The organism is Pseudomonas sp. PDM28 (assembly GCF_019219115.1).
Lineage (GTDB): Bacteria > Pseudomonadota > Gammaproteobacteria > Pseudomonadales > Pseudomonadaceae > Aquipseudomonas > Aquipseudomonas laurylsulfatiphila.
Map to the genome: position 1 here is coordinate 172842 of NZ_JAHUWG010000003.1, position 18347 is coordinate 191188.

The following is an 18347-nucleotide window of genomic DNA, read 5'->3' on the forward strand; positions in this document are numbered from 1 at the left end:
GCGGCAGCACCTTGAGCGCAAGCTGGTCGATTTGATGGGTGTCCGCAATTTCCCGTCCAGCCCAGTTCAAATGTGGGAGCGAGCTTGCTCGCGAATGCGCAGTGTCAGCCAACATCAATGCTGAATGAGCCGACGTCATCGCGGGCAAGCCCGCTCCCACAGGGTTCGAGGGTGTCCGCAATTTCCCGTCCGGCCCAGATCAAATGTGGGAGCGAGCTTGCTCGCGAAGGCGCAGTGTCAGCCAACATCAATATTGAATGGGCCGACGCCTTCGCGAGCAAGCCCGCTCCCACAGGGTTCGAGGGTGTCCGCAATTTCCCGTCCGGCCCAGTTCAAATGTGGGAGCGAGCTTGCTCGCGAATGCGCAGTGTCAGCCAACATCAATATTGAATGGGCCGACGCCTTCGCGAGCAAGCCCGCTCCCACAGGGTTCGAGGGTGTCCGCAATTTCCCGTCCGGCACAGATCAAATGTGGGAGCGAGCTTGCTCGCGAATGCGCAGTGTCAGCCAACATCAATGCTGAATGAGCCGACGTCATCGCGGGCAAGCCCGCTCCCACAAGATTTTCGCTTGACCATGGATCGGTGGCCCACCAGGGTCCCGCGCCACTCGTCAACCGGATCGGCACCCACCACGTGCCCTGTCACACTAACACCAGGTAATGACTCATCCTGGAGACGACCATGATGAACATAAAAATGACTTCGCTGCTCATGGCCGCATGGTTGGCGGCTACGTCCGTGGCCATCTTTGCTGCGTCCGGCGAGGGGCCTGGTACGACCAGTACGGCACCCGGCGCCACCCGCAGTTCAACCATGCTGCCAGACAGCAACAGGCCCAGCGATCCCTCGGGTAACAACGGGCGCGCAAAGAGCCCCGGCTCGTCAATGGGCAGCACCGGCGTCAATGGTCCGGGCAGTGGCGCGGGCGGAGGCACCGGTGCCCCCGGAGGTGGAACAGGCGGCGCTGGCGGCGGGACGGGCAGTTGGACAAACAAAAGCAGCCAATGACATGACGTCGTTGGCTGCTTTTTTCGTCCTGGGCTTACAGCTGCTTGATCGCCGGCGGGTTCCACTTGCCATTCAGCGCCTCGGCTTTCGGGCCGTACAAGCGCATGGTCAGATTGAATGAGCCTTTGGGCGCCGGCAGCCAGTTGGCCTCCAGATCCTTACCGGGGCTTTCGTTCTGGAAATAGAGGTCCAGTGAGCCATCGGCGTTGCTCTTGAACGGCATCCAGCTACTGACCGCAAAACGGTTGAGTGAATTGCCGACCTGGAAACCTTGCGGGTCATACAGGGTAACCGACCAGAAGGCGTTCACCGGCGGTGTCTCGCCCTTGCTGAAATGCAACACGTATTTGTTCGCGCCATCGAGTGGCTTGCCGTTGCTGTCGCCGATGTTCAACGGATAAATCGCGTCCTCGGGCAGGTTGGCGCCGAGCCCCACCTGCGTAACGATGGCACGCTTGAGGTAGTAGTTGCCGTACACGCCCATGGTGTCGGTGTTCATCGACCAGCCATTGACCTCCCGCGCCAGGGTCGGCACTTTCCAGCTCATCAAGGCCTGCGCATCCTGGGGCACCCTTTGCAGCGCGGCCTGGATTTGCGGGTCCAGCGCGTCCATGTTGAACGACTTACCGACTTCGATTCCAAGGCGCTTGATCTGCGCCAGCATTGGCTGGTCGGTGCTGTGCGGCGGGTTCACCTTCAGCAACTCGGCAGCGTAAGTGAAGTAATCGGCCGCCGACATGGAGTCGACCTGAATCTTCGGTGGCGTTTTCATGTCCACTGCCGGATCGATTTTTACGGTGACGGCTTCTGGCTCCTTGCCCAACCGGGACAACGGCGTCACCGTGTAGCCGGCCTGGATCTTGTGCACCGCCGCGTAATCCGCCGCGCCGTCAGTTTTGGTACGGCCGATGACCCACACAAATGGGGTTGGCGCCGGCAGATGACTCATCCCGGCGGGCACCGTGCCGGTCCACCCCGGCGGCGTCACCAGAAATTGTCCGGCCTCGGTGCCCGTGGTGCGCCAGCCCGGCGACGCGAACACGTCGGTCCACATATCGAGCATTGGCAGCAGGTAGAAACGCCCGTCGGTATCCGGCGCGGCGACCACCAGCGGCTCCTTGGTCAAATCCAGCCAGGCAATCGAATACAAGGTGTCGAAGTTGGAGCGCACCACCCCTTTGAAATCGGCTGGCGGGTACTGCGGCACACTGACAAACATGTTCATCGGGCCCTTGCCGAATTCCTTGCCCGGCTCGATGTTGGTGAATTGCTTGCGGGTGATGTCCATGCTCAGCAGCGGGTAAAAATAGATGTAAGCATCCACGCCGATGGTATGCGCTTCTTCGGCGGTGATTTTCGGTTGCGCTTGGCTGACCAGCGGAAAAATGGCAGCGGCTGCGACGGTCAGAGCAACGGCTGTCAACGTTTGAAGTAGCAACATGTTGGCGATCGTCCGTACGTGGGGGAGCCTGCCGGGTTCGACAGCGCTAACGGAACTCTAGACGATCAATTCTGACTGACCCGGAAGACGGACCACCGGCAGCAAAAGCACCTCAACGGTCGGAGCGCATCAACGACTCGCCAGCACCGGCCATCGACAACGTAGCCACGCGGTTCCGCCCCGAATGCTTGGCCTGATACAACGCCGCATCCGCCCGCTGGACAAACACGTCCATGCTGTCCCGGCCCGAGGGCACGAACGAATAGCAACCGAGACTGACCGTCACGCAGCCATTGGGTGAGCCGGTGTGAGTGATGCTCTTGTCGATGACACTGCGACGGATCTGCTCGGCAATCGTCATGGCGCCGTGGATGTCGGTGTCGGGCAGCAGCACCGCAAACTCTTCACCGCCGTAACGCACCGCCAGATCGGCCTTGCGGTGGCAGCAACTCTTCAGCGCACGCGCCACTTCGGCCAGGCAGTGATCCCCCACCACGTGGCCGTAGGTGTCGTTGTAGCGCTTGAAGTAATCGATATCGAGCATGATCAGGCTCAAGGGGCTTGCCTGCCGGGCACCGCGCCCGAACTCGATGTCCATCGCCCGTTCGAACAACCGGCGGTTGGCCAGGCCGGTCAGGCTGTCATGCGTGGCGATCAGCTCCAGTGCTTGCTGGGCCCTGCGCAAATCCGACTCGACCCGCTCGCCAACACGCACCTGATGCACGAACACCCACCCGAACAGCCCCACGCCCAGCAGCACCAGGGCAACGATGAGGCTGGAGCGGAACGCCGTGTCGTACCAGTCCGCGAGAATGGTCTGCGTGGACGACGCCGCGGCGACCACCAGCGGATACGCCTCCAGCTGGCGGTAAGCGTACAGGCGTGTCACGCCATCGATGATGGACGTGAACATCGCATTGCCAGAGTTGGCCAGTGGCAGGAACTTCTGGAAAATCTCGCCCTGGGCCAGCGACACGCCGATCTGCGCTTCTACAAAAGGTCGACGCGCCAACAAGGTGCCATCGGTCAGGCCGAGAAACATCGAGCCGTTGTCGTCGAGGCTGAAGCTTTTGAAGAACTGGTCGAAGTACGACATCTTGATGCCGGCCAGCAATACGCCCTGGAAATGCCCGTTCCTGTCGTTGACCCGTTTGGAAATCGGGATGATCCACTCGCCGTTTTCCCGGCTGCGGATGGCCGGGCCGATATGCGCCACCGACGATACGTTCTGCTGGTGATACTTGAAGTACTCGCGATCCGCGACCCCGGCACCCCGGGGCAGGTTTTCAAACGAGGTCACCACCCACTGGCCCTTCTGGTCGAACAACAGGATGCCGTGCAATTGATCCAGTGCCAGCACCCGCCGGGCAAAGGTCTGTTGCAAGCGGGGTCGCATGTCCTGGCCGAAACCGTCGACCTGAATCCAGTCCACCAGGCTGGTCAGCACCAGGTCAGCCTTCATGAAGGCGTCTTCGGCTTGCTGCGCCATGGCCCGCGTCAGGTTCGAAGACGCCACTTGCGCCAGGCTCAGATCATGGCGACGGGACTGTTCCAGTTGCAGGTACAGCAAACCGCACAGGCACAGGCACACCGTGGCAATGAACAACACCGCGGCCTTGCGCAGCGGTATGCGTTTCAATGCAACGCCAGGGGCGTGGTCCGGGTTGTTAAAGCGCGTGGGCAAACGTTCATCCTGTCGGGGGCAAGGCATGGGCAACGGCCCAAAGCCCTCAGTTTTTGTGGGCCGTAGTTTACGGGGTTATCCACGACAAAGGGGCAACCACGTGCCCGGTGGTGCTGCAAACCTGACCCAGGGCAGCACTGCCTGCGCATCAACGAGCTACGATTAGACTGACCTTCATACAGGGAATCGACATGAGTAAGGCAGACGAGCTCGCTGCAAAATTGAAACAGACACGGCTTACCGGCGCGGATCAGGCGATCGATGTCTGGCCAGGCCAAGTCTACGAACTGTATCAACGGATAGAACACTGGCTGCTGCCCTTGACCGAAGCGGGCCTGGTCCTGCGGCGCAACGCCACCCACGTGATCGAAAGTCATGCCGATGGTGACGCCTACGATTACGCCATCGACCAGTTGGTCATCTCCGGCAATGAGCACAGCATTACCTTTGACCCGGTTGCACGCTTCACCGCCGATGGCGAGGGACGCGTCGAGATTCACTCCCCGGGTAACGAGTTCGCCCTGTTGCGCACCGTGGACGAACACGGCGAAACACACTGGTGGCTACAAACGATCGAGCAAGCCACGGCACAGCTGGATGCGGTGGCGCTGACAGAAAGCGATCTGCTTGTCGTGGTGCAACAAGGGTTGGCGCTTTAGGAAGGTTGCCTAAGGGCTGGGGAAACTGTTGGAGCCAGCCTGCTGGCGATGGACTCGAGGGCGCCGCGTTCATCCAGTTCATACGCGTAATCGTTAACGACCATCGCTGGCAAGCCAGCTCCCACAAGGGGCCGTGCCCACGCTAAAACTGTAGGAGCCAGCCTGCTGGCGATGGACTCAAGTGCGCCGCGTTTATCCAGCTCACCCGCGTTATCGTTCACGACCATCGCTGGCAAGCCAGCTCCCACAAGGGACCGTGGCCACGCTGAAACTGTGGGAGCCAGCCTGCTGGCGATGCACTCCAGTGCGCCGCGTTCATCCAGATTACACGCGTTATCGTTAACGACCATCGCTGGCAGGCCAGCTCCTACAGGGGACCGTGCCTGCGCTCCAAACCAGTGAAAACCCCAAAAATGGCGCTCCCGAGGCGTCTTTTCAATCTTTGGTTACTGTTGGCCCTGCCCCGTCACCACCAACGGGATCTCTGCCCGACGCAAGTCTAGCGGCGGCAATTTCGTCGGCTGGCTCAAGCCCTGCAACACCCGGGCATCGTAATCATAAATGTCCGGCTTGAACGTCACCCGCCCGTCATTGCTCAGGTCCACGGTCCAATAGGCCAGCAGCACCGGCACCTTCACCGGCAGCTGGATATTCTCGGTCCTGCCATTGGCCAACTGCTTTTGAATCCCGGCACTGTTCCAGCGCACCGGGTCGTTGAACAACAACTCGACCAGTTGCAGCGGGTTTTCCACGCGGATGCAGCCCGAGCTGGTGGCCCGGACCGTCTTGGCAAACAGCTCGCGGTGCGGCGTGTCATGCAGGTAAATCGCGTAGTCGTTGGGGAAGCGGATCACCACCTGCCCCAATGAACTGTCGGGGCCGGCATCCTGACGCAGGTGGATGCCTCGCGGGTTGCTCCAGTCAACGTCCGACGGATCGAGCACATTGCCTTCGCGATCAAGCACGCGAATCCGGTTGGCCGCCAGATAGCCCGGATCGTTCTGGATTTTCGGAATCACGTCCTGCTTGAGGATGGTCGGCGGCACTGTCCAGGTCGGGTTGAACGTGATGTAGGTGATTTCGGCCTGGAACACCGGCGTACTGCGCACCGGCTTGCCGACCTGCACCCGCGAACGCCAGATCGGCAGACCGTCGCGGTACATCGCCACCTTGTAGCCGGCGATATCGACGATCACGAACGTGCCCTGAAGTTTGTACAACAGCCAGCGGGCGCGCTCCATGTTGACCCGCACCTGATCGATCCGTGCCTCGACCGGCACGTTCAGCGCCGCCAGCGTCGCCGCCCCCGCCACGCCGTCGGCCCCCAGGTATTGCTCGGTCTGATACTTCTTCACCGCGGCAATGACCTTGTCGTCGTAACCGGCTTTTTTCGCCAGGTGCGGCTCCAGGTACCCACCCGCCACCAGGCGCGCACGCAATTGTCCGACCGCCACACCGTCCATGCCGGGCTTGAGCGATTGGCCTTCGGTGACTTTCGGCCAGCCGCCCGCATCCCGCACCTGGCGCAACCGGGCCAGGCCTTCGCGCAAGTTGCGGTAAATCTCTTCCTGAGGAGGCGCCTCGGCGAACGCACGAGCCACGTCATGGGCATCGAGGGCGGCGAACAGATTGTTCATGTCCTCGCGGGCACCGCCGCCGGCAGGATCGAAATTCCAGTGAATGTCCAGCCGCGACGGATCGACCTTGCCCCGGCGCAGTTGCAGCAGCGCGGTGATGAAGGTGCGGGTGGCCGCCATGTCGAACATCGCCCGCTGCGCCGTGGAAGGCATGGCGGCCATCAGCGATTCATGAGCCTGGGCCAGTTCGGTAATACGGAAATCCGTCGGGGTCAGGCCGTCGATCCGGGTGTCTTCGAGGCTCTTGAGCAACTGCACCACATCACGATCATCCGTCCACGCGGCGCGATAGTTGCGATGCATATAGAAATCCAGCACCACCCGGCTGACGTCCACACGCTGATGGCGCCTTGACGTGAGCAATGGTGGAAACGCCGAGCGCAGCGGTTCCAGCGTTGCCTGAATCGCCTGGCCAACCGCATCGTCGGGCGCCGCGGCATCAATTGTGCTGCTCGCTGCAGATACCGACTCAATCGGCGAAGTTTGCGCAAATGCTGCACCGCTGATCAGAAAGCCCATAAAAAACATGCGGCTTATGACGAATGACCTTGTTAATTGCACCATGGATAATCCTTAATCCCCTGATTCAACGGCGCCAGCTTTGCGCTCGCTGCTAGACTCGAAATTATCATGATGAGACCCGACTATGGCGCTAAACCGCTTTGGCCTTTTATTTGCCATTTTACTGACGTGCCTTTCAGTAACGTCAGCCTACGCCGATTCGCTTGAAAACGCGCTGGTCAAAGCAGCACCAGGCGCCGACGCCAAAGTGATCGCCCTGGCCGTTCGCGCCACCCAATGCAGCCGTGCCCAAGGCGTCGCCCCAGCCCAAAGACTGGCGGTGATCGATTATTCCCTGCCTTCGACTGAACAACGCCTGTGGGTCTTCGACCTTAAACGGCGCAAGTTGCTGTTTCACGAACTGGTCGCCCATGGCCGCAACAGCGGCGAAAACATGGCCACGCTGTTCTCCAACCAGAATGAAAGCCACGCCACCAGCCTCGGTCTGTTCCGCACCCAGCAAAGCTATCTCGGCCAGAACGGTTACTCGCTGCGCATGGAAGGCCTGGAGCCCGGTTTCAACGATAACGCCTTTGACCGGGCCATCGTCATTCACGGCGCACCCTACGTCAGCCCGGTGCTGGCCCGCGCCAATGGCCGCATCGGCCGCAGCCTGGGTTGCCCGGCCGTCAGACCGGCGATTGCCCATCGGCTGATTGATTCGATGAAGGACGGCCAGTTGTTGTTTTCCTACTACCCGGACCAGCGCTGGTTGAAGTCGTCCTCCTACATCAACTGCGGCGGCGACACCGTGGCCTCAAGGGAAAAATCCACTTCAAGCCAGAAAGCGACGTCCAACCTGTCAAAACTGTAATCTTCGCCTCAGCCTGCTGAAAGGCACCGCCCGCTAGCCTCGTCGACAAGTTCAACAGGCTGACGGGCGGAACACACGGCATGCACTCCCACACTTCAAGACGCACCTTCGTCAAAGGCCTGGCCATCGGCGGGCTCTTCGGCGGCCTCGGGTTATGGCGCACGCCGGTCTGGGCGATCAGCAGTCCCGGCGAACCGCAAGTGTTGGCCGGCAATGATTTCGACCTGTTCATCGGCGAGTCCCCGGTCAACTTCACCGGCACCCCGCGCACTGCACTGACCATCAACGGTGGCATTCCCGGCCCGCTGCTGCGCTGGCGTGAAGGCGATACGGTGACGCTGCGGGTGCGCAACAGACTCAAGGACAGCACCTCCATTCACTGGCACGGCATCTTGCTGCCGGCCAACATGGACGGCGTGCCTGGCCTGAGTTTCAAGGGCATCGAGCCGGGCGGTGTGTACGTCTACCAGTTCACCGTGCGGCAGAACGGCACCTACTGGTATCACAGCCATTCGGGGCTGCAGGAACAATCCGGCGTCTACGGCCCGCTGGTGATCGACGCCAAGGACCCGGAGCCGTTCCAGTACGACCGCGACTACGTGGTGATGCTCAGCGACTGGACCGACGAAGACCCGGTCGACCTGATGAAGACGCTGAAAAAACAGTCCGATTACTACAACTTCAACAAGCGCACCGTGGGCGACTTCATCCACGACGTCAGCGAAAAAGGCTGGGGGGCGACCGTCGCCGATCGCAAGATGTGGGCCGAGATGAAGATGAACCCCACTGACCTCGCGGACGTCGGCGGCGCCACTTACACCTACCTGTTGAACGGCCAGGCGCCGGACATGAACTGGACCGGGGTGTTCCGCTCAGGGGAAAAGCTGCGGCTGCGCTTCATCAACGGCTCGGCCATGAGTTACTTCGACGTGCGCATCCCCGGCCTGAAAATGACCGTGGTCGCCGCCGATGGCCTGCACGTCAAACCGGTGAGCGTCGACGAGTTTCGCATTGCCGTGGCAGAAACCTTCGACGTTATCGTTGAACCGACCGAGGCGGCCTACACCCTGTTCGCCCAGGCGATGGATCGCACCGGCTACGCACGCGGCACCCTGGCAGTGAAGGCGGGACTGGTAGCGCCGCTGCCGGCACTGGACCCACGCCCCCTGGTGACCATGGATGACATGGGCATGGCCGGCATGGACCACGGCAGCATGGCGGGCATGGATCACAGCAACATGGCCATGGGCGACATGCCCGGCATGCAGTCCCACCCCGCCTCGGAAACCGACAACCCGCTGGTGGACATGCAAGCCATGTCCACTGCACCGAAACTCGACGACCCCGGTATGGGCCTGCGCAACAACGGGCGCCGCGTGCTCACCTACTCCGACCTGCGCAGCACCTTCGAAGACCCGGACGGCCGCGAGCCTGGCCGCACCCTTGAGCTGCACCTGACCGGCCACATGGAAAAGTTCGCCTGGTCGTTCAATGGCGTGAAGTTCTCTGATGCAGAGCCCCTGCGTCTCAAGTACGGTGAGCGGCTGCGGATCGTACTGGTCAACGACACGATGATGATGCACCCCATCCACCTGCACGGCATGTGGAGCGACCTCGAAGACGAGAACGGCGAGTTCATGGTGCGCAAACACACCATCGACATGCCTCCGGGCTCCCGGCGCAGCTATCGAGTCACTGCCGACGCACTCGGCCGCTGGGCCTATCACTGCCATCTCCTGTACCACATGGAAATGGGCATGTTCCGTGAAGTTCGCGTGGAAGAATGAGGCGCACCCCATGATTCGATTCACCCCGGTTTTTTTTGCATTCGTGACTTCGACGGCGATGGCCGCCAGCGACGGCATGCAAGGCATGGATCACAGCCAGATGGACCATGGCCAGATGCAAGGCATGGATCATAACCAGATGGACCACAGCCAGATGCAGAGCATGGACGAGGGCCAGATGCAGCCCGCCGCCCCCAGCGAAAGCCGTACGCCGATCCCGGTGCTGACCGATGCCGATCGCGCGGCGGTGTATGTCGATCCCGCCGGCCACCATGTGCACGACAACACGCTCAATTCGTTTTTCCTCGCCGACAAACTCGAGTGGCAGGACGCCGATGACGGCAGCACCCTGGCCTGGGATTTGTCCGGCTGGGTCGGCGGCGACATCGATCGCCTGTGGCTGCGCTCCGAAGGCGAGCGCACCAATGGCGTGACCGAGGACGCGGAAATCCAGGCCCTGTGGGGCCACGCCATTTCCCCGTGGTGGGACGTGGTCAGCGGCGTGCGCCAGGATTTCAAACCCGGCGCCCCGCAAACCTGGGCCGCCTTCGGCGTGCAAGGCATGGCGCTGTACAACTTCGAGGCCCAAGCCACGGCCTTCATCGGCGAAGGCGGCCAGAGCGCCGTGCGGCTGGAGGGCGATTACGACATCCTGCTGACCAACCGGCTGATCCTGCAGCCGACCGTCGAACTCAACGCCTACGGCAAAAACGATCCGCAACGGGGCATCGGCGCGGGGCTGTCCAACACCGAGACCGGCTTGCGCCTGCGCTACGAAATCCGCCGGGAATTCGCGCCCTACCTGGGCGTGACCTGGAACCGCACCTACGGCAACACCGCCGACTACGCTAACGACGAAGGCGAGGACCACAGCGAAACCCGCCTCGTGCTCGGTGTTCGGATGTGGTTCTGAACAGACTCACCCAAAACCAACAACAACCGCTTCGAGCGGTAAAGGACCTTGCATGCGCATCATCAAACCCACCGCCGTCGTTATCGCGTTACTCAGCGGCCTGCTCATGAGCACCCTCGCTCAGGCGCACCCCAAACTGCTCGCTTCCACCCCTGCGGAAGGCGCAGAAGGTGCGCCGCCCGACAAGATCGAACTGCATTTTTCCGAAAACCTTGTCACCCAGTTTTCCGGCGCGAAATTGCTGATGACCGAAATGGCCGGCATGGCCCACGCCCCGATGCCGGTCAAGGCCAAGGTCAGCGGCGGCAGTGATCCGAAAACCATGTTCATCACCCCGACAGCCCCTCTGGTTGCCGGCACCTACAAGGTCGAATGGCGCGCGGTGTCGTCGGACACCCACCCGATCACCGGCAACGTCACCTTCAAAGTGAAATGATCGATGAGCGACTCGGCCAACGTCGTTCTGCGGTTTGTGTTGTATGTGGATTTGATGCTGTTGTTTGGCGTGGCGCTGTTCGGGCTCTACAGCTTTAAAGGACAGGAACGACGATCCGGGACGGTGCTGCCCTTTCGCCGATGGCTGACGGGAACTGCCGGGTTCGGTGCACTGCTGTCCATCGCCGGCATGGTGCTGATGGTCCGCGCCATGAGCGGCGAATCAGACGTTGCCGAGCTACGCCCTCACCTCGAGATGATGCTGTTCGAGACAGACGTCGGGATGGCCTGGGCCGTGCGGATGATTGCGTTGGCGGTCGCGGGTCTGGCAGTGATGCTAAACCCACGCGCCCCCGGCATCAGCCTCGTGATCGCCAGCACTGCCGGCGGCATCGCCCTCGCCAGCCTGGCCTGGAGCGGCCATGGCGCCATGGACGAAGGCAGCCGTCGTTACTGGCACTTCACCACAGACATCCTGCACCTGCTGGTGGCGGGCGCGTGGCTCGGCGCGTTGCTGGCGTTTGCGCTAATGGCGCAACCCCGGGCCCTGCAAACCGAAGCACACATTCGTTTGCTGGCTCACGCCGTCAAGCGATTCGAGCTTGTCGGTGCGCTGGTCGTCGTGATCATCACCGTGACAGGCGTGGTGAACTACCTGTTCATCGTCGGGCCAAGACTCGATGAGGTTTTACTCAGCCACTACGGAATTCTGCTGGCGATCAAAGTGCTGCTGTTTGCCGGGATGCTGGTGTTGGCGGCGCTGAACCGCTTTCATCTTGGGCCCTTGCTGGAGCGGTCATTGCGAGAGGGCCAGTATCGCGTGGCAGCCCATGCACTTCGACGCAGTGTGGTCGTGGAAATGGCCGCGGCCGTTTTGATTGTGGGGTTGGTGGCGTGGCTGGGGACGTTGAGCCCGGAAGTGGAATGAGGCATCTTCAGGGGGAAATCTCTGACACTGACGTACCGATTTAAACTTGGGTCAGCCAAGCCAGGGTAATGGCCCAGACGATGGGATCATTGCCGGGCGACGCTTTCATCTTCCCGAGTACGAACTTTCTCTAAATTAGCCGTACGTCTCGGCGGACTTGCCAAGGAGGAACTCTTGATCCAATGTAATGACAAATGTCATTACATGAGAACCTGTCCCATGGCATCTATCAACATCCGTATCGAGGACGACCTCAAAGCTCGCGCCTTTCTCGAACTGGAAAAACTCGGCGTCACGCCTTCCGAACTGATTCGCCAGACCCTGCAGTATGTGGCGGATCGTGGTCAGTTGCCTTTCAAGCCTGTCTTGATGACTGAAGACGATGAGGCGCTATTGGCTACTGTGCGGGAACGGCTTGCATCTCCTCAACGAGTCAAGGTTTCCATAGATGACCTATAGCCTTGAGTTTGATGCCCGTGCATTGAAGGAATGGTCGGTTGAGTCACGCTTCTGACGTAATCCAACCACCAGGCAACGTTCTACCCCTGAGCGGAAAATCAGCCGTAATTTATCAAGGCCGAGTGAGCGCGATACTGACGCAAGGTTGAAGCCATCTTCAGGGGGCATTGATTTTTCACACCGGTGAAAGTTTCACTACACTCCCCCTTTCAAAACCACTCCAGCACAAAAGCCCGATATCAATGACGAAAATCAACAGAGCAATGATGCTCGGCGGCTTGCTCGCACTCTCCCTTGGCGCCCAGGCAGAACCTTCGCATCTGGACAGCGTCATGCAACAGGGACAACTGCGCGTCTGCACCACCGGCGACTACAAGCCCTACACTCTCAAGGCCGAGGACGGCACATATTCCGGCATCGACATCGCCATGGCCCACGCCCTGGCCGGCAGCCTGGGCGCCAAGGTCGAATGGGTGCCCACCACCTGGAAAACCCTGATGCCCGACATGCTCGCCGGCAAGTGCGACATCGCCATGGGCGGCATCTCGGTCACCCTGGAACGGCAGAAAAAAGCCTTCTTCAGCAACATCCTCGACGTCGACGGCAAAATCCCGCTGGTGCGCTGCGAAGACCAGGCGCTGTACCAGACTGTCGAACAGATCAACCGACCCTCGGTTCGCCTGGTCGAACCCGCCGGCGGCACCAACGAAGCGTTCGTCCACGCCTACCTGCCCCAGGCACAACTGCAGTTGCGCGATAACCTGAGCATCTTCCAGGAACTGCTGGATAAAAAGGCTGACGTGATGATCACCGATGCGTCGGAAGCGCTGTATCAGCAGAAGCTCAAACCGGGCCTGTGCGCCGTCAACCCCACGCACCACATGCAATACGGCGAAAAGGCCTACCTGCTGCCCCGTGACGACATCACCTGGAAGCTGTACGTCGATCAGTGGCTGCACCTGGCCAAGGCAACGGGCAATTATCAGAAGATTCGACGGCAGTGGCTGGCGGTGCCTGAGGGCAAATAACGGCATGCCAAGGCGCCGGGTCATGACTTGTTAAATCGCGTTACATCCTTGAAACTACTTTCGCACCGGTAACAGGCCGGTCACAGCAAAACGCGTTGATAGGCGCGCCGAACGATAACCCGGTCGATGCCTCGACCGAGCAGAACCCTCAAATAAGGACAGATAATGAGCAGCACGGATGAATTGCAAACCTACAATGTCAGCCCGAAATGGCAGGAACGTTTCGCTTTTTTTGATCAGTACGGCGGCCCCAAAAGCCCTGGCTTCAAATTGGGCTTCAAACAGCTGCCAGCGCGCAAGCGCATCCTGATCAACCTGAACTTCATCGCATTCTTTTTCGGGCCGATCTATTTCTTCGTGCTTGGACTGTGGAAAAAGAACCTGGCGATCATCGCGATCATCATTGCCCTGTCCTTTGTCCTAGCATTGATTTTCACCCTGCTGGGTTATGAAGAAGCCCCCAAGGCCCTCAACAGCGGTATGAATATCGTCTTTGCACTGATGTACGGATTGAGCGCCAACTACGCCTACTACCTGAAACAGGTAAAAGGCTCGCAAGGCTGGAATCCTTTTGAAGGCTTGAGGATGGTCTGAGCCTCGCCCGGATAGCAAAACGGTGGAAATCACTCCACCGTTTTGCGTCACCGATCAATCCTCATGCAACAACCCCGCACCATACTCGCCAAAGCTATTGCCCAACGCACTGCCATGGAAATTCATCTGGTTGGCATTGCTGTGGGTGGGTCCCGGACCAAAGCCGGCCGGCTGCACCGAGTCACCCGAATAATCGTGATGGGCACTCACACCCGAACAGGCGCTCAACAGCACGGCACTTGCGATTAGCGAGACCTTGATCAGGTTTGCGAACATTTTTTTTATTCCTGTGGATTGAGACGCGGGGACATGACCTTTGGCGGTCATCCTATGCCTCACATCAACGAAACATCATGAAACTTTTCGGCAAGTCAGCGTTGGTTCAGGAACCGTGCGCACCTGGAGATCTGTCATCCCAATTACCTTGGGGATCAACATTATCCAACGCCCGATTCACCAACAACTCCCCCACCACCGCCAACTGCTGAATCGACAGCGCCAGACTGCGTGGCGAGCCTTCGAGCTTGCAGGCCAGATCGGTCGTGAGGACGTTCAGCGACGCGAGGGTTTCGCAGGCGTGGCACAGCAAGGTTTCGGTGTCGACGTCGGGAAGGATGGTAAAGACGTGGCAGATGGGGTCGGCGTGATTGGGGTTGCGCAGGCGTTTACTGACGATGCGATGGCTGGCTTCGGATAGCTGGTCGAGATCAGGTGAGTCGCAAGCTGCTGAAGCAACCGGAGGATCAGGCGTGATTTTTTTCATTGTTGTCGTTCCTAGAATTGAATAAAGGAACTGCCAGCATCACTTCCACATGATGGGGTGGCAGCTGTGCGCAGGTGTGGAAGACCGGGGATCTAGGAACCCGGCGCACCCGAAAGTGCCCCGCGCACAGCCGCCATAATTTAACAGCAGACATGAAAAAAGCGCCTGCCTAAATTCAGGTGGCGCCTGTGCGCCCAGATCTTGTGAAGGGCTTCCACACCCTTGTCGCTGAAGGTGCAGCGACGCAAAAAAGGCTATCCGGCTGGCTGAGGGAGTGCAATGTGGGCGATGGGGACGTGTGTTGCGGGAAATCTCCGACATTTTCGTGCTGAATTAAACAGACCTGATTGCCGGTATTCGGACTCCTGAGCCCCGTCATCCCATTCCTGATAAACTCCCCCACCTCCCAGCCTCACCGATTCCAGATTGCCAATGTCCGCAGCCAACGCTTCACCCGCCCCGCTCTCCCGCCGTTTCTCCGTCGCGCCCATGATGGACTGGACCGACCGCCACTGCCGCTTCTTCCTGCGCCTGCTGTCGAAAAATGCCCTGCTCTACACCGAAATGGTCACCACCGGTGCCCTGCTCAACGGCGATCACGAGCGTTTTCTGCGCCACAACGAGGCTGAGCATCCGCTGGCCCTGCAGCTTGGCGGCAGTGTGCCGCTGGACCTGGCGGCGTGTGCGCGCATGGCGCAGGAGCATGGTTACGACGAGGTGAACCTGAATGTCGGCTGCCCGAGCGATCGGGTGCAGAACAACATGATCGGCGCGTGCCTGATGGGGCATCCGCAGTTGGTGGCCGATTGTGTGAAGGCGATGCGGGATGCGGTGTCGATTCCGGTGACGGTCAAGCACCGCATCGGGATCAATGGCCGGGACAGTTACGATCAGTTGTGTGATTTCGTCGGCACGGTGCGGGATGCCGGGTGCACCAGTTTTACCGTGCACGCGCGGATTGCGATTCTGGAGGGGTTGTCGCCGAAGGAGAACCGTGACATCCCGCCCCTGCGTTATGACGTGGCGGCGCGGTTGAAGGCGGATTTTCCTGAGCTGGAGATCATTCTCAACGGCGGCATCAAGACCCTGGAGGCCTGCCACGAGCATTTGCAGACGTTCGACGGCGTGATGCTGGGCCGCGAGGCGTATCACAACCCTTATGTGATGGCCGAGGTGGATCAGCAGCTGTTCGGCAGTACGGCGCCGGTGATCACCCGTGCCGAAGCACTGGCGCAGTTGCGGCCGTATATCGCGGCGCACATCGATGCCGGCGGTTCGATGCACCACATCACGCGGCATGTATTGGGGCTGGGCACCGGGTTCCCCGGGGCGCGCAAGTTTCGGCAGTTGTTGTCGGTGGATATTCACAAGGCCAAGGAGCCCCTGGCCTTGCTGGATCAAGCGGCCGGGTTGCTTGAAGGGCGTTGATGCGCGGTTGTTCTCGCCATTAAGCCAGGCGGTTTGATCCGCCTGGCTCGCCTGTCAGCTGGCGGCCGCCGCCGTCCAGTTCACCCATCCGAATGTCCAGGTCGCCAGGATCAACAATCCGAACACAATCCGGTACCACGCGAAGGCGGCATAGCTGTGGTTCGCAATGAACTTGAGCAAGCCGCGCACGGCGATCATGGCGAAAAAGAACGCTGTGACGAAGCCCAGGGCGAAAACCGCCAGGTCGCCGGCCTGGAACAGCTCCCGGTACTTGTAGCCTGAATACACCGCCGCACCGACCATGGTGGGCATCGCCAGGAAGAACGAGTACTCGGTGGCGGCCTTGCGCGACAAGCCAAACAGCAACCCGCCGATAATGGTCGATCCGGAACGGGAAGTGCCCGGGATCATCGCCAGGCATTGCGCGAAGCCTACCTTCAACGCATCCGGCCAGCGCATGTCGTCGACATGGTCGACGTGCACCACGTGGTCCCTCTGCTCCGCCCACAACATGACAATGCCGCCTACGACCAATGCGACTGCCACGGTGATCGGGTTGAACAGGTAGTGATGAATCTGGTCGGCGAACAAGACACCCAGAACGACGGCCGGAAGAAAGCCGATCAGCACGTTCAGGGTGAAGCGTTGTGCGTTGCGTTGGGTCGGCAGTCCTTTGACGATCTCTGTAATCTTGCGACGAAACTCCCAGACTACGGCAAGAATGGCACCCAGTTGAATAATGATATTGAACGCCATGGCGCGTTCACCGCCAAACTCCAGCAAGTCCGCAACAATTATCTGGTGGCCCGTACTGGAGATGGGCAAGAACTCAGTCAGGCCCTCTACCGCGCCCAGGATCAACACTTTGAAAAGGGTCCAGAAATCCATCCATCCTCCGTCAGACCGTTCTTTGGGAACGATCCGTCAACTGCACTCAGATATTGAGTAGCTCAAGCAAAACAATCGAGACATCCACACCCATTACCTGATGTAGCGAGGGAGAATATGTCTTATCAAAAGACACACTCAAGCCATGTTAATAATCGTCCGAGTACGAACAGCTCGGTAAATATTTAGGTAATTAGTAGAAAAAAGTCTCGCCACTCAATAAAGTGTGATCGTTCTCACAGTATTTGTGTTCTTACTGGATTCAGCACCCGGGCATGAATGGTGGCACTTAGTGGGCCAAACAGTGGCAAAAGGACATAAAAATAAATCGCCATCGTTTCAAAATAGTGGCACAATTCCATATTGCCACCATCTAAGGTCGAAATCTCACTAGTTCAGCCCGCCGAGAAAATCAACTAAAAGCTTGAAAAGCTTAACTATTGTTAGAAAACTCGGGAGCCACGTCTAAAATTGGCGTAAATGTTACCAATTGTCAGTCACAGATGAGAACCGGTGCTTTAACATCCCGATGTCAGCACCTATTCGAGTCAATGCATGATGCTTACAGGGAACTTAGCGACTAGAAGCCTGCGCCAGACTAACGATGAACCCGGAGTTCTCACTCTGGGTCGTACCCGTGGCGTGGCTGAACATTTTAGAGCGCTAGTCGCAAGGCATGTGCGGACCGATATGGCACTAGAGGCCAACGCCTACACTAGTTCATTCAAGAAGAATGAACGCTCTGGTTCGTACCGCGCCATCTTCATCATCATCGACAGCCCCCAGGCCCTCGAGGAAAGCCTCGCGCTAGTGGAAAACCTGCGCGCCGGCAACTTGAAACCCATCATTTGCGCAGTGATCACGGGCCGTGGCAACTACAACAAGATCAAGTACTATCTTGCGGGGGCCGACTACTGTATCAAGTTCAATACCCTTTCCGAAGAAAGCTCTGAGTTGCTCGCCGAGTTCTTCAGCAGTGAAGAATGGCAAAGAGATATCAATTTGATATTGGACCCCACCCGTATTTGTCTACTGGGCACCAGCAAGAAGCTGGACATTTCCTTTGCAGAAATGAAGATCCTGGAAGCCTTTGCGCAAACCAGTAACCACATACTAAGCCACGATCAAATCGCCAATATCATGGGGCTCAACACCAACTTTTATGACCCCAGGGCGCTGGAAAAATCGATCAGTCGCCTTCGTGGAAAAATCAAGGACATGTACGGTACAAACGCCATCCAGAGCATCCGGGGGCATGGATACCGGTTGATGAGGGGGCTGATCTCGACCCCCTGACGAATAGCAGGGATGGCGCTTT

General features: G+C 59.3%; 18 protein-coding genes. 12 read left to right on the top strand and 6 right to left on the bottom strand.

Annotated elements, in window-relative coordinates:
* Positions 1–683 precede the first annotated feature (683 nt).
* Positions 684–1010, top strand: coding sequence for a hypothetical protein (locus KW841_RS30010; protein WP_371319500.1), 327 nt, complete (start codon positions 684–686; stop codon positions 1008–1010).
* 34 nt (positions 1011–1044) lie between these two features.
* Here the strand turns inward: KW841_RS30010 and KW841_RS07260 are convergent, their stop codons facing one another.
* Both KW841_RS07260 and KW841_RS07265 read right to left on the bottom strand, forming a co-directional pair.
* Entirely contained in the window at positions 1045–2451 is a 1407-nt protein-coding gene (locus KW841_RS07260; protein ID WP_218474893.1) for a DUF1254 domain-containing protein, read from the bottom strand.
* Between the two features lie 112 nt (positions 2452–2563).
* Positions 2564–4135, bottom strand: a complete 1572-nt coding sequence (locus KW841_RS07265) for a GGDEF domain-containing protein (RefSeq protein WP_218474895.1) — start codon at positions 4133–4135, stop codon at positions 2564–2566.
* Between the two features lie 191 nt (positions 4136–4326).
* On the opposite strand from KW841_RS07265, the gene KW841_RS07270 reads away from it, so the two are divergent.
* Positions 4327–4794 (top strand): hypothetical protein, encoded by a 468-nt coding sequence (locus KW841_RS07270; protein ID WP_218474898.1) that lies wholly within the window; start codon positions 4327–4329, stop codon positions 4792–4794.
* A gap of 446 nt (positions 4795–5240) precedes the next feature.
* Here the strand turns inward: KW841_RS07270 and KW841_RS07275 are convergent, their stop codons facing one another.
* On the bottom strand, positions 5241–6995 hold the full coding sequence (locus tag KW841_RS07275) for a murein L,D-transpeptidase (protein ID WP_218474900.1): 1755 nt from the start codon (positions 6993–6995) through the stop codon (positions 5241–5243).
* A gap of 82 nt (positions 6996–7077) precedes the next feature.
* Here KW841_RS07275 and KW841_RS07280 point away from each other — a divergent pair, with 82 nt between their 5' ends.
* The 8 genes from KW841_RS07280 (at position 7078) to KW841_RS07315 (ending at position 13950) form a co-directional block, all read left to right on the top strand.
* Complete coding sequence (locus KW841_RS07280) at positions 7078–7806, top strand: murein L,D-transpeptidase catalytic domain family protein (RefSeq protein WP_007978636.1); 729 nt, start codon at positions 7078–7080, stop codon at positions 7804–7806.
* 80 nt (positions 7807–7886) lie between these two features.
* Entirely contained in the window at positions 7887–9593 is a 1707-nt protein-coding gene (locus KW841_RS07285; protein ID WP_218474902.1) for a copper resistance system multicopper oxidase, read from the top strand.
* Positions 9594–9603: 10 nt separating this feature from the next.
* Positions 9604–10506 (top strand): copper resistance protein B, encoded by a 903-nt coding sequence (locus KW841_RS07290; RefSeq protein ID WP_218474904.1) that lies wholly within the window; start codon positions 9604–9606, stop codon positions 10504–10506.
* 52 nt (positions 10507–10558) lie between these two features.
* Positions 10559–10942 carry a copper homeostasis periplasmic binding protein CopC gene (gene copC / locus KW841_RS07295; protein ID WP_218474906.1) on the top strand — a complete coding sequence of 128 codons (384 nt, stop codon included), beginning with the start codon at positions 10559–10561 and terminating at the stop codon, positions 10940–10942.
* A 3-nt stretch (positions 10943–10945) separates the two neighbouring features.
* Positions 10946–11869 carry a copper homeostasis membrane protein CopD gene (copD, locus tag KW841_RS07300; protein ID WP_218474908.1) on the top strand — a complete coding sequence of 308 codons (924 nt, stop codon included), beginning with the start codon at positions 10946–10948 and terminating at the stop codon, positions 11867–11869.
* A gap of 219 nt (positions 11870–12088) precedes the next feature.
* Positions 12089–12328 carry a type II toxin-antitoxin system RelB/DinJ family antitoxin gene (locus KW841_RS07305; RefSeq protein WP_218474910.1) on the top strand — a complete coding sequence of 80 codons (240 nt, stop codon included), beginning with the start codon at positions 12089–12091 and terminating at the stop codon, positions 12326–12328.
* A gap of 266 nt (positions 12329–12594) precedes the next feature.
* The gene (locus KW841_RS07310; RefSeq protein ID WP_218475461.1) at positions 12595–13356 is read left to right on the top strand and encodes a transporter substrate-binding domain-containing protein; all 762 of its coding nucleotides are present in this window, start codon (positions 12595–12597) and stop codon (positions 13354–13356) included.
* 165 nt (positions 13357–13521) lie between these two features.
* On the top strand, positions 13522–13950 hold the full coding sequence (locus KW841_RS07315) for a DUF2628 domain-containing protein (protein WP_218474913.1): 429 nt from the start codon (positions 13522–13524) through the stop codon (positions 13948–13950).
* Positions 13951–14004: 54 nt separating this feature from the next.
* Here the strand turns inward: KW841_RS07315 and KW841_RS07320 are convergent, their stop codons facing one another.
* On the bottom strand, positions 14005–14226 hold the full coding sequence (locus KW841_RS07320; RefSeq protein WP_218474916.1) for a hypothetical protein: 222 nt from the start codon (positions 14224–14226) through the stop codon (positions 14005–14007).
* A gap of 106 nt (positions 14227–14332) precedes the next feature.
* Complete coding sequence (locus KW841_RS07325) at positions 14333–14713, bottom strand: DUF6124 family protein (protein ID WP_218474918.1); 381 nt, start codon at positions 14711–14713, stop codon at positions 14333–14335.
* Positions 14714–15145: 432 nt separating this feature from the next.
* On the opposite strand from KW841_RS07325, the gene dusA reads away from it, so the two are divergent.
* Positions 15146–16141, top strand: coding sequence for a tRNA dihydrouridine(20/20a) synthase DusA (gene dusA, locus KW841_RS07330; protein ID WP_218474920.1), 996 nt, complete (start codon positions 15146–15148; stop codon positions 16139–16141).
* A 54-nt stretch (positions 16142–16195) separates the two neighbouring features.
* Here the strand turns inward: dusA and KW841_RS07335 are convergent, their stop codons facing one another.
* The gene (locus tag KW841_RS07335) at positions 16196–17029 is read right to left on the bottom strand and encodes an undecaprenyl-diphosphate phosphatase (RefSeq protein WP_218474922.1); all 834 of its coding nucleotides are present in this window, start codon (positions 17027–17029) and stop codon (positions 16196–16198) included.
* A gap of 555 nt (positions 17030–17584) precedes the next feature.
* Here KW841_RS07335 and KW841_RS07340 point away from each other — a divergent pair.
* Complete coding sequence (locus KW841_RS07340) at positions 17585–18325, top strand: winged helix-turn-helix domain-containing protein (protein ID WP_218474925.1); 741 nt, start codon at positions 17585–17587, stop codon at positions 18323–18325.
* Positions 18326–18347 lie beyond the last annotated feature (22 nt).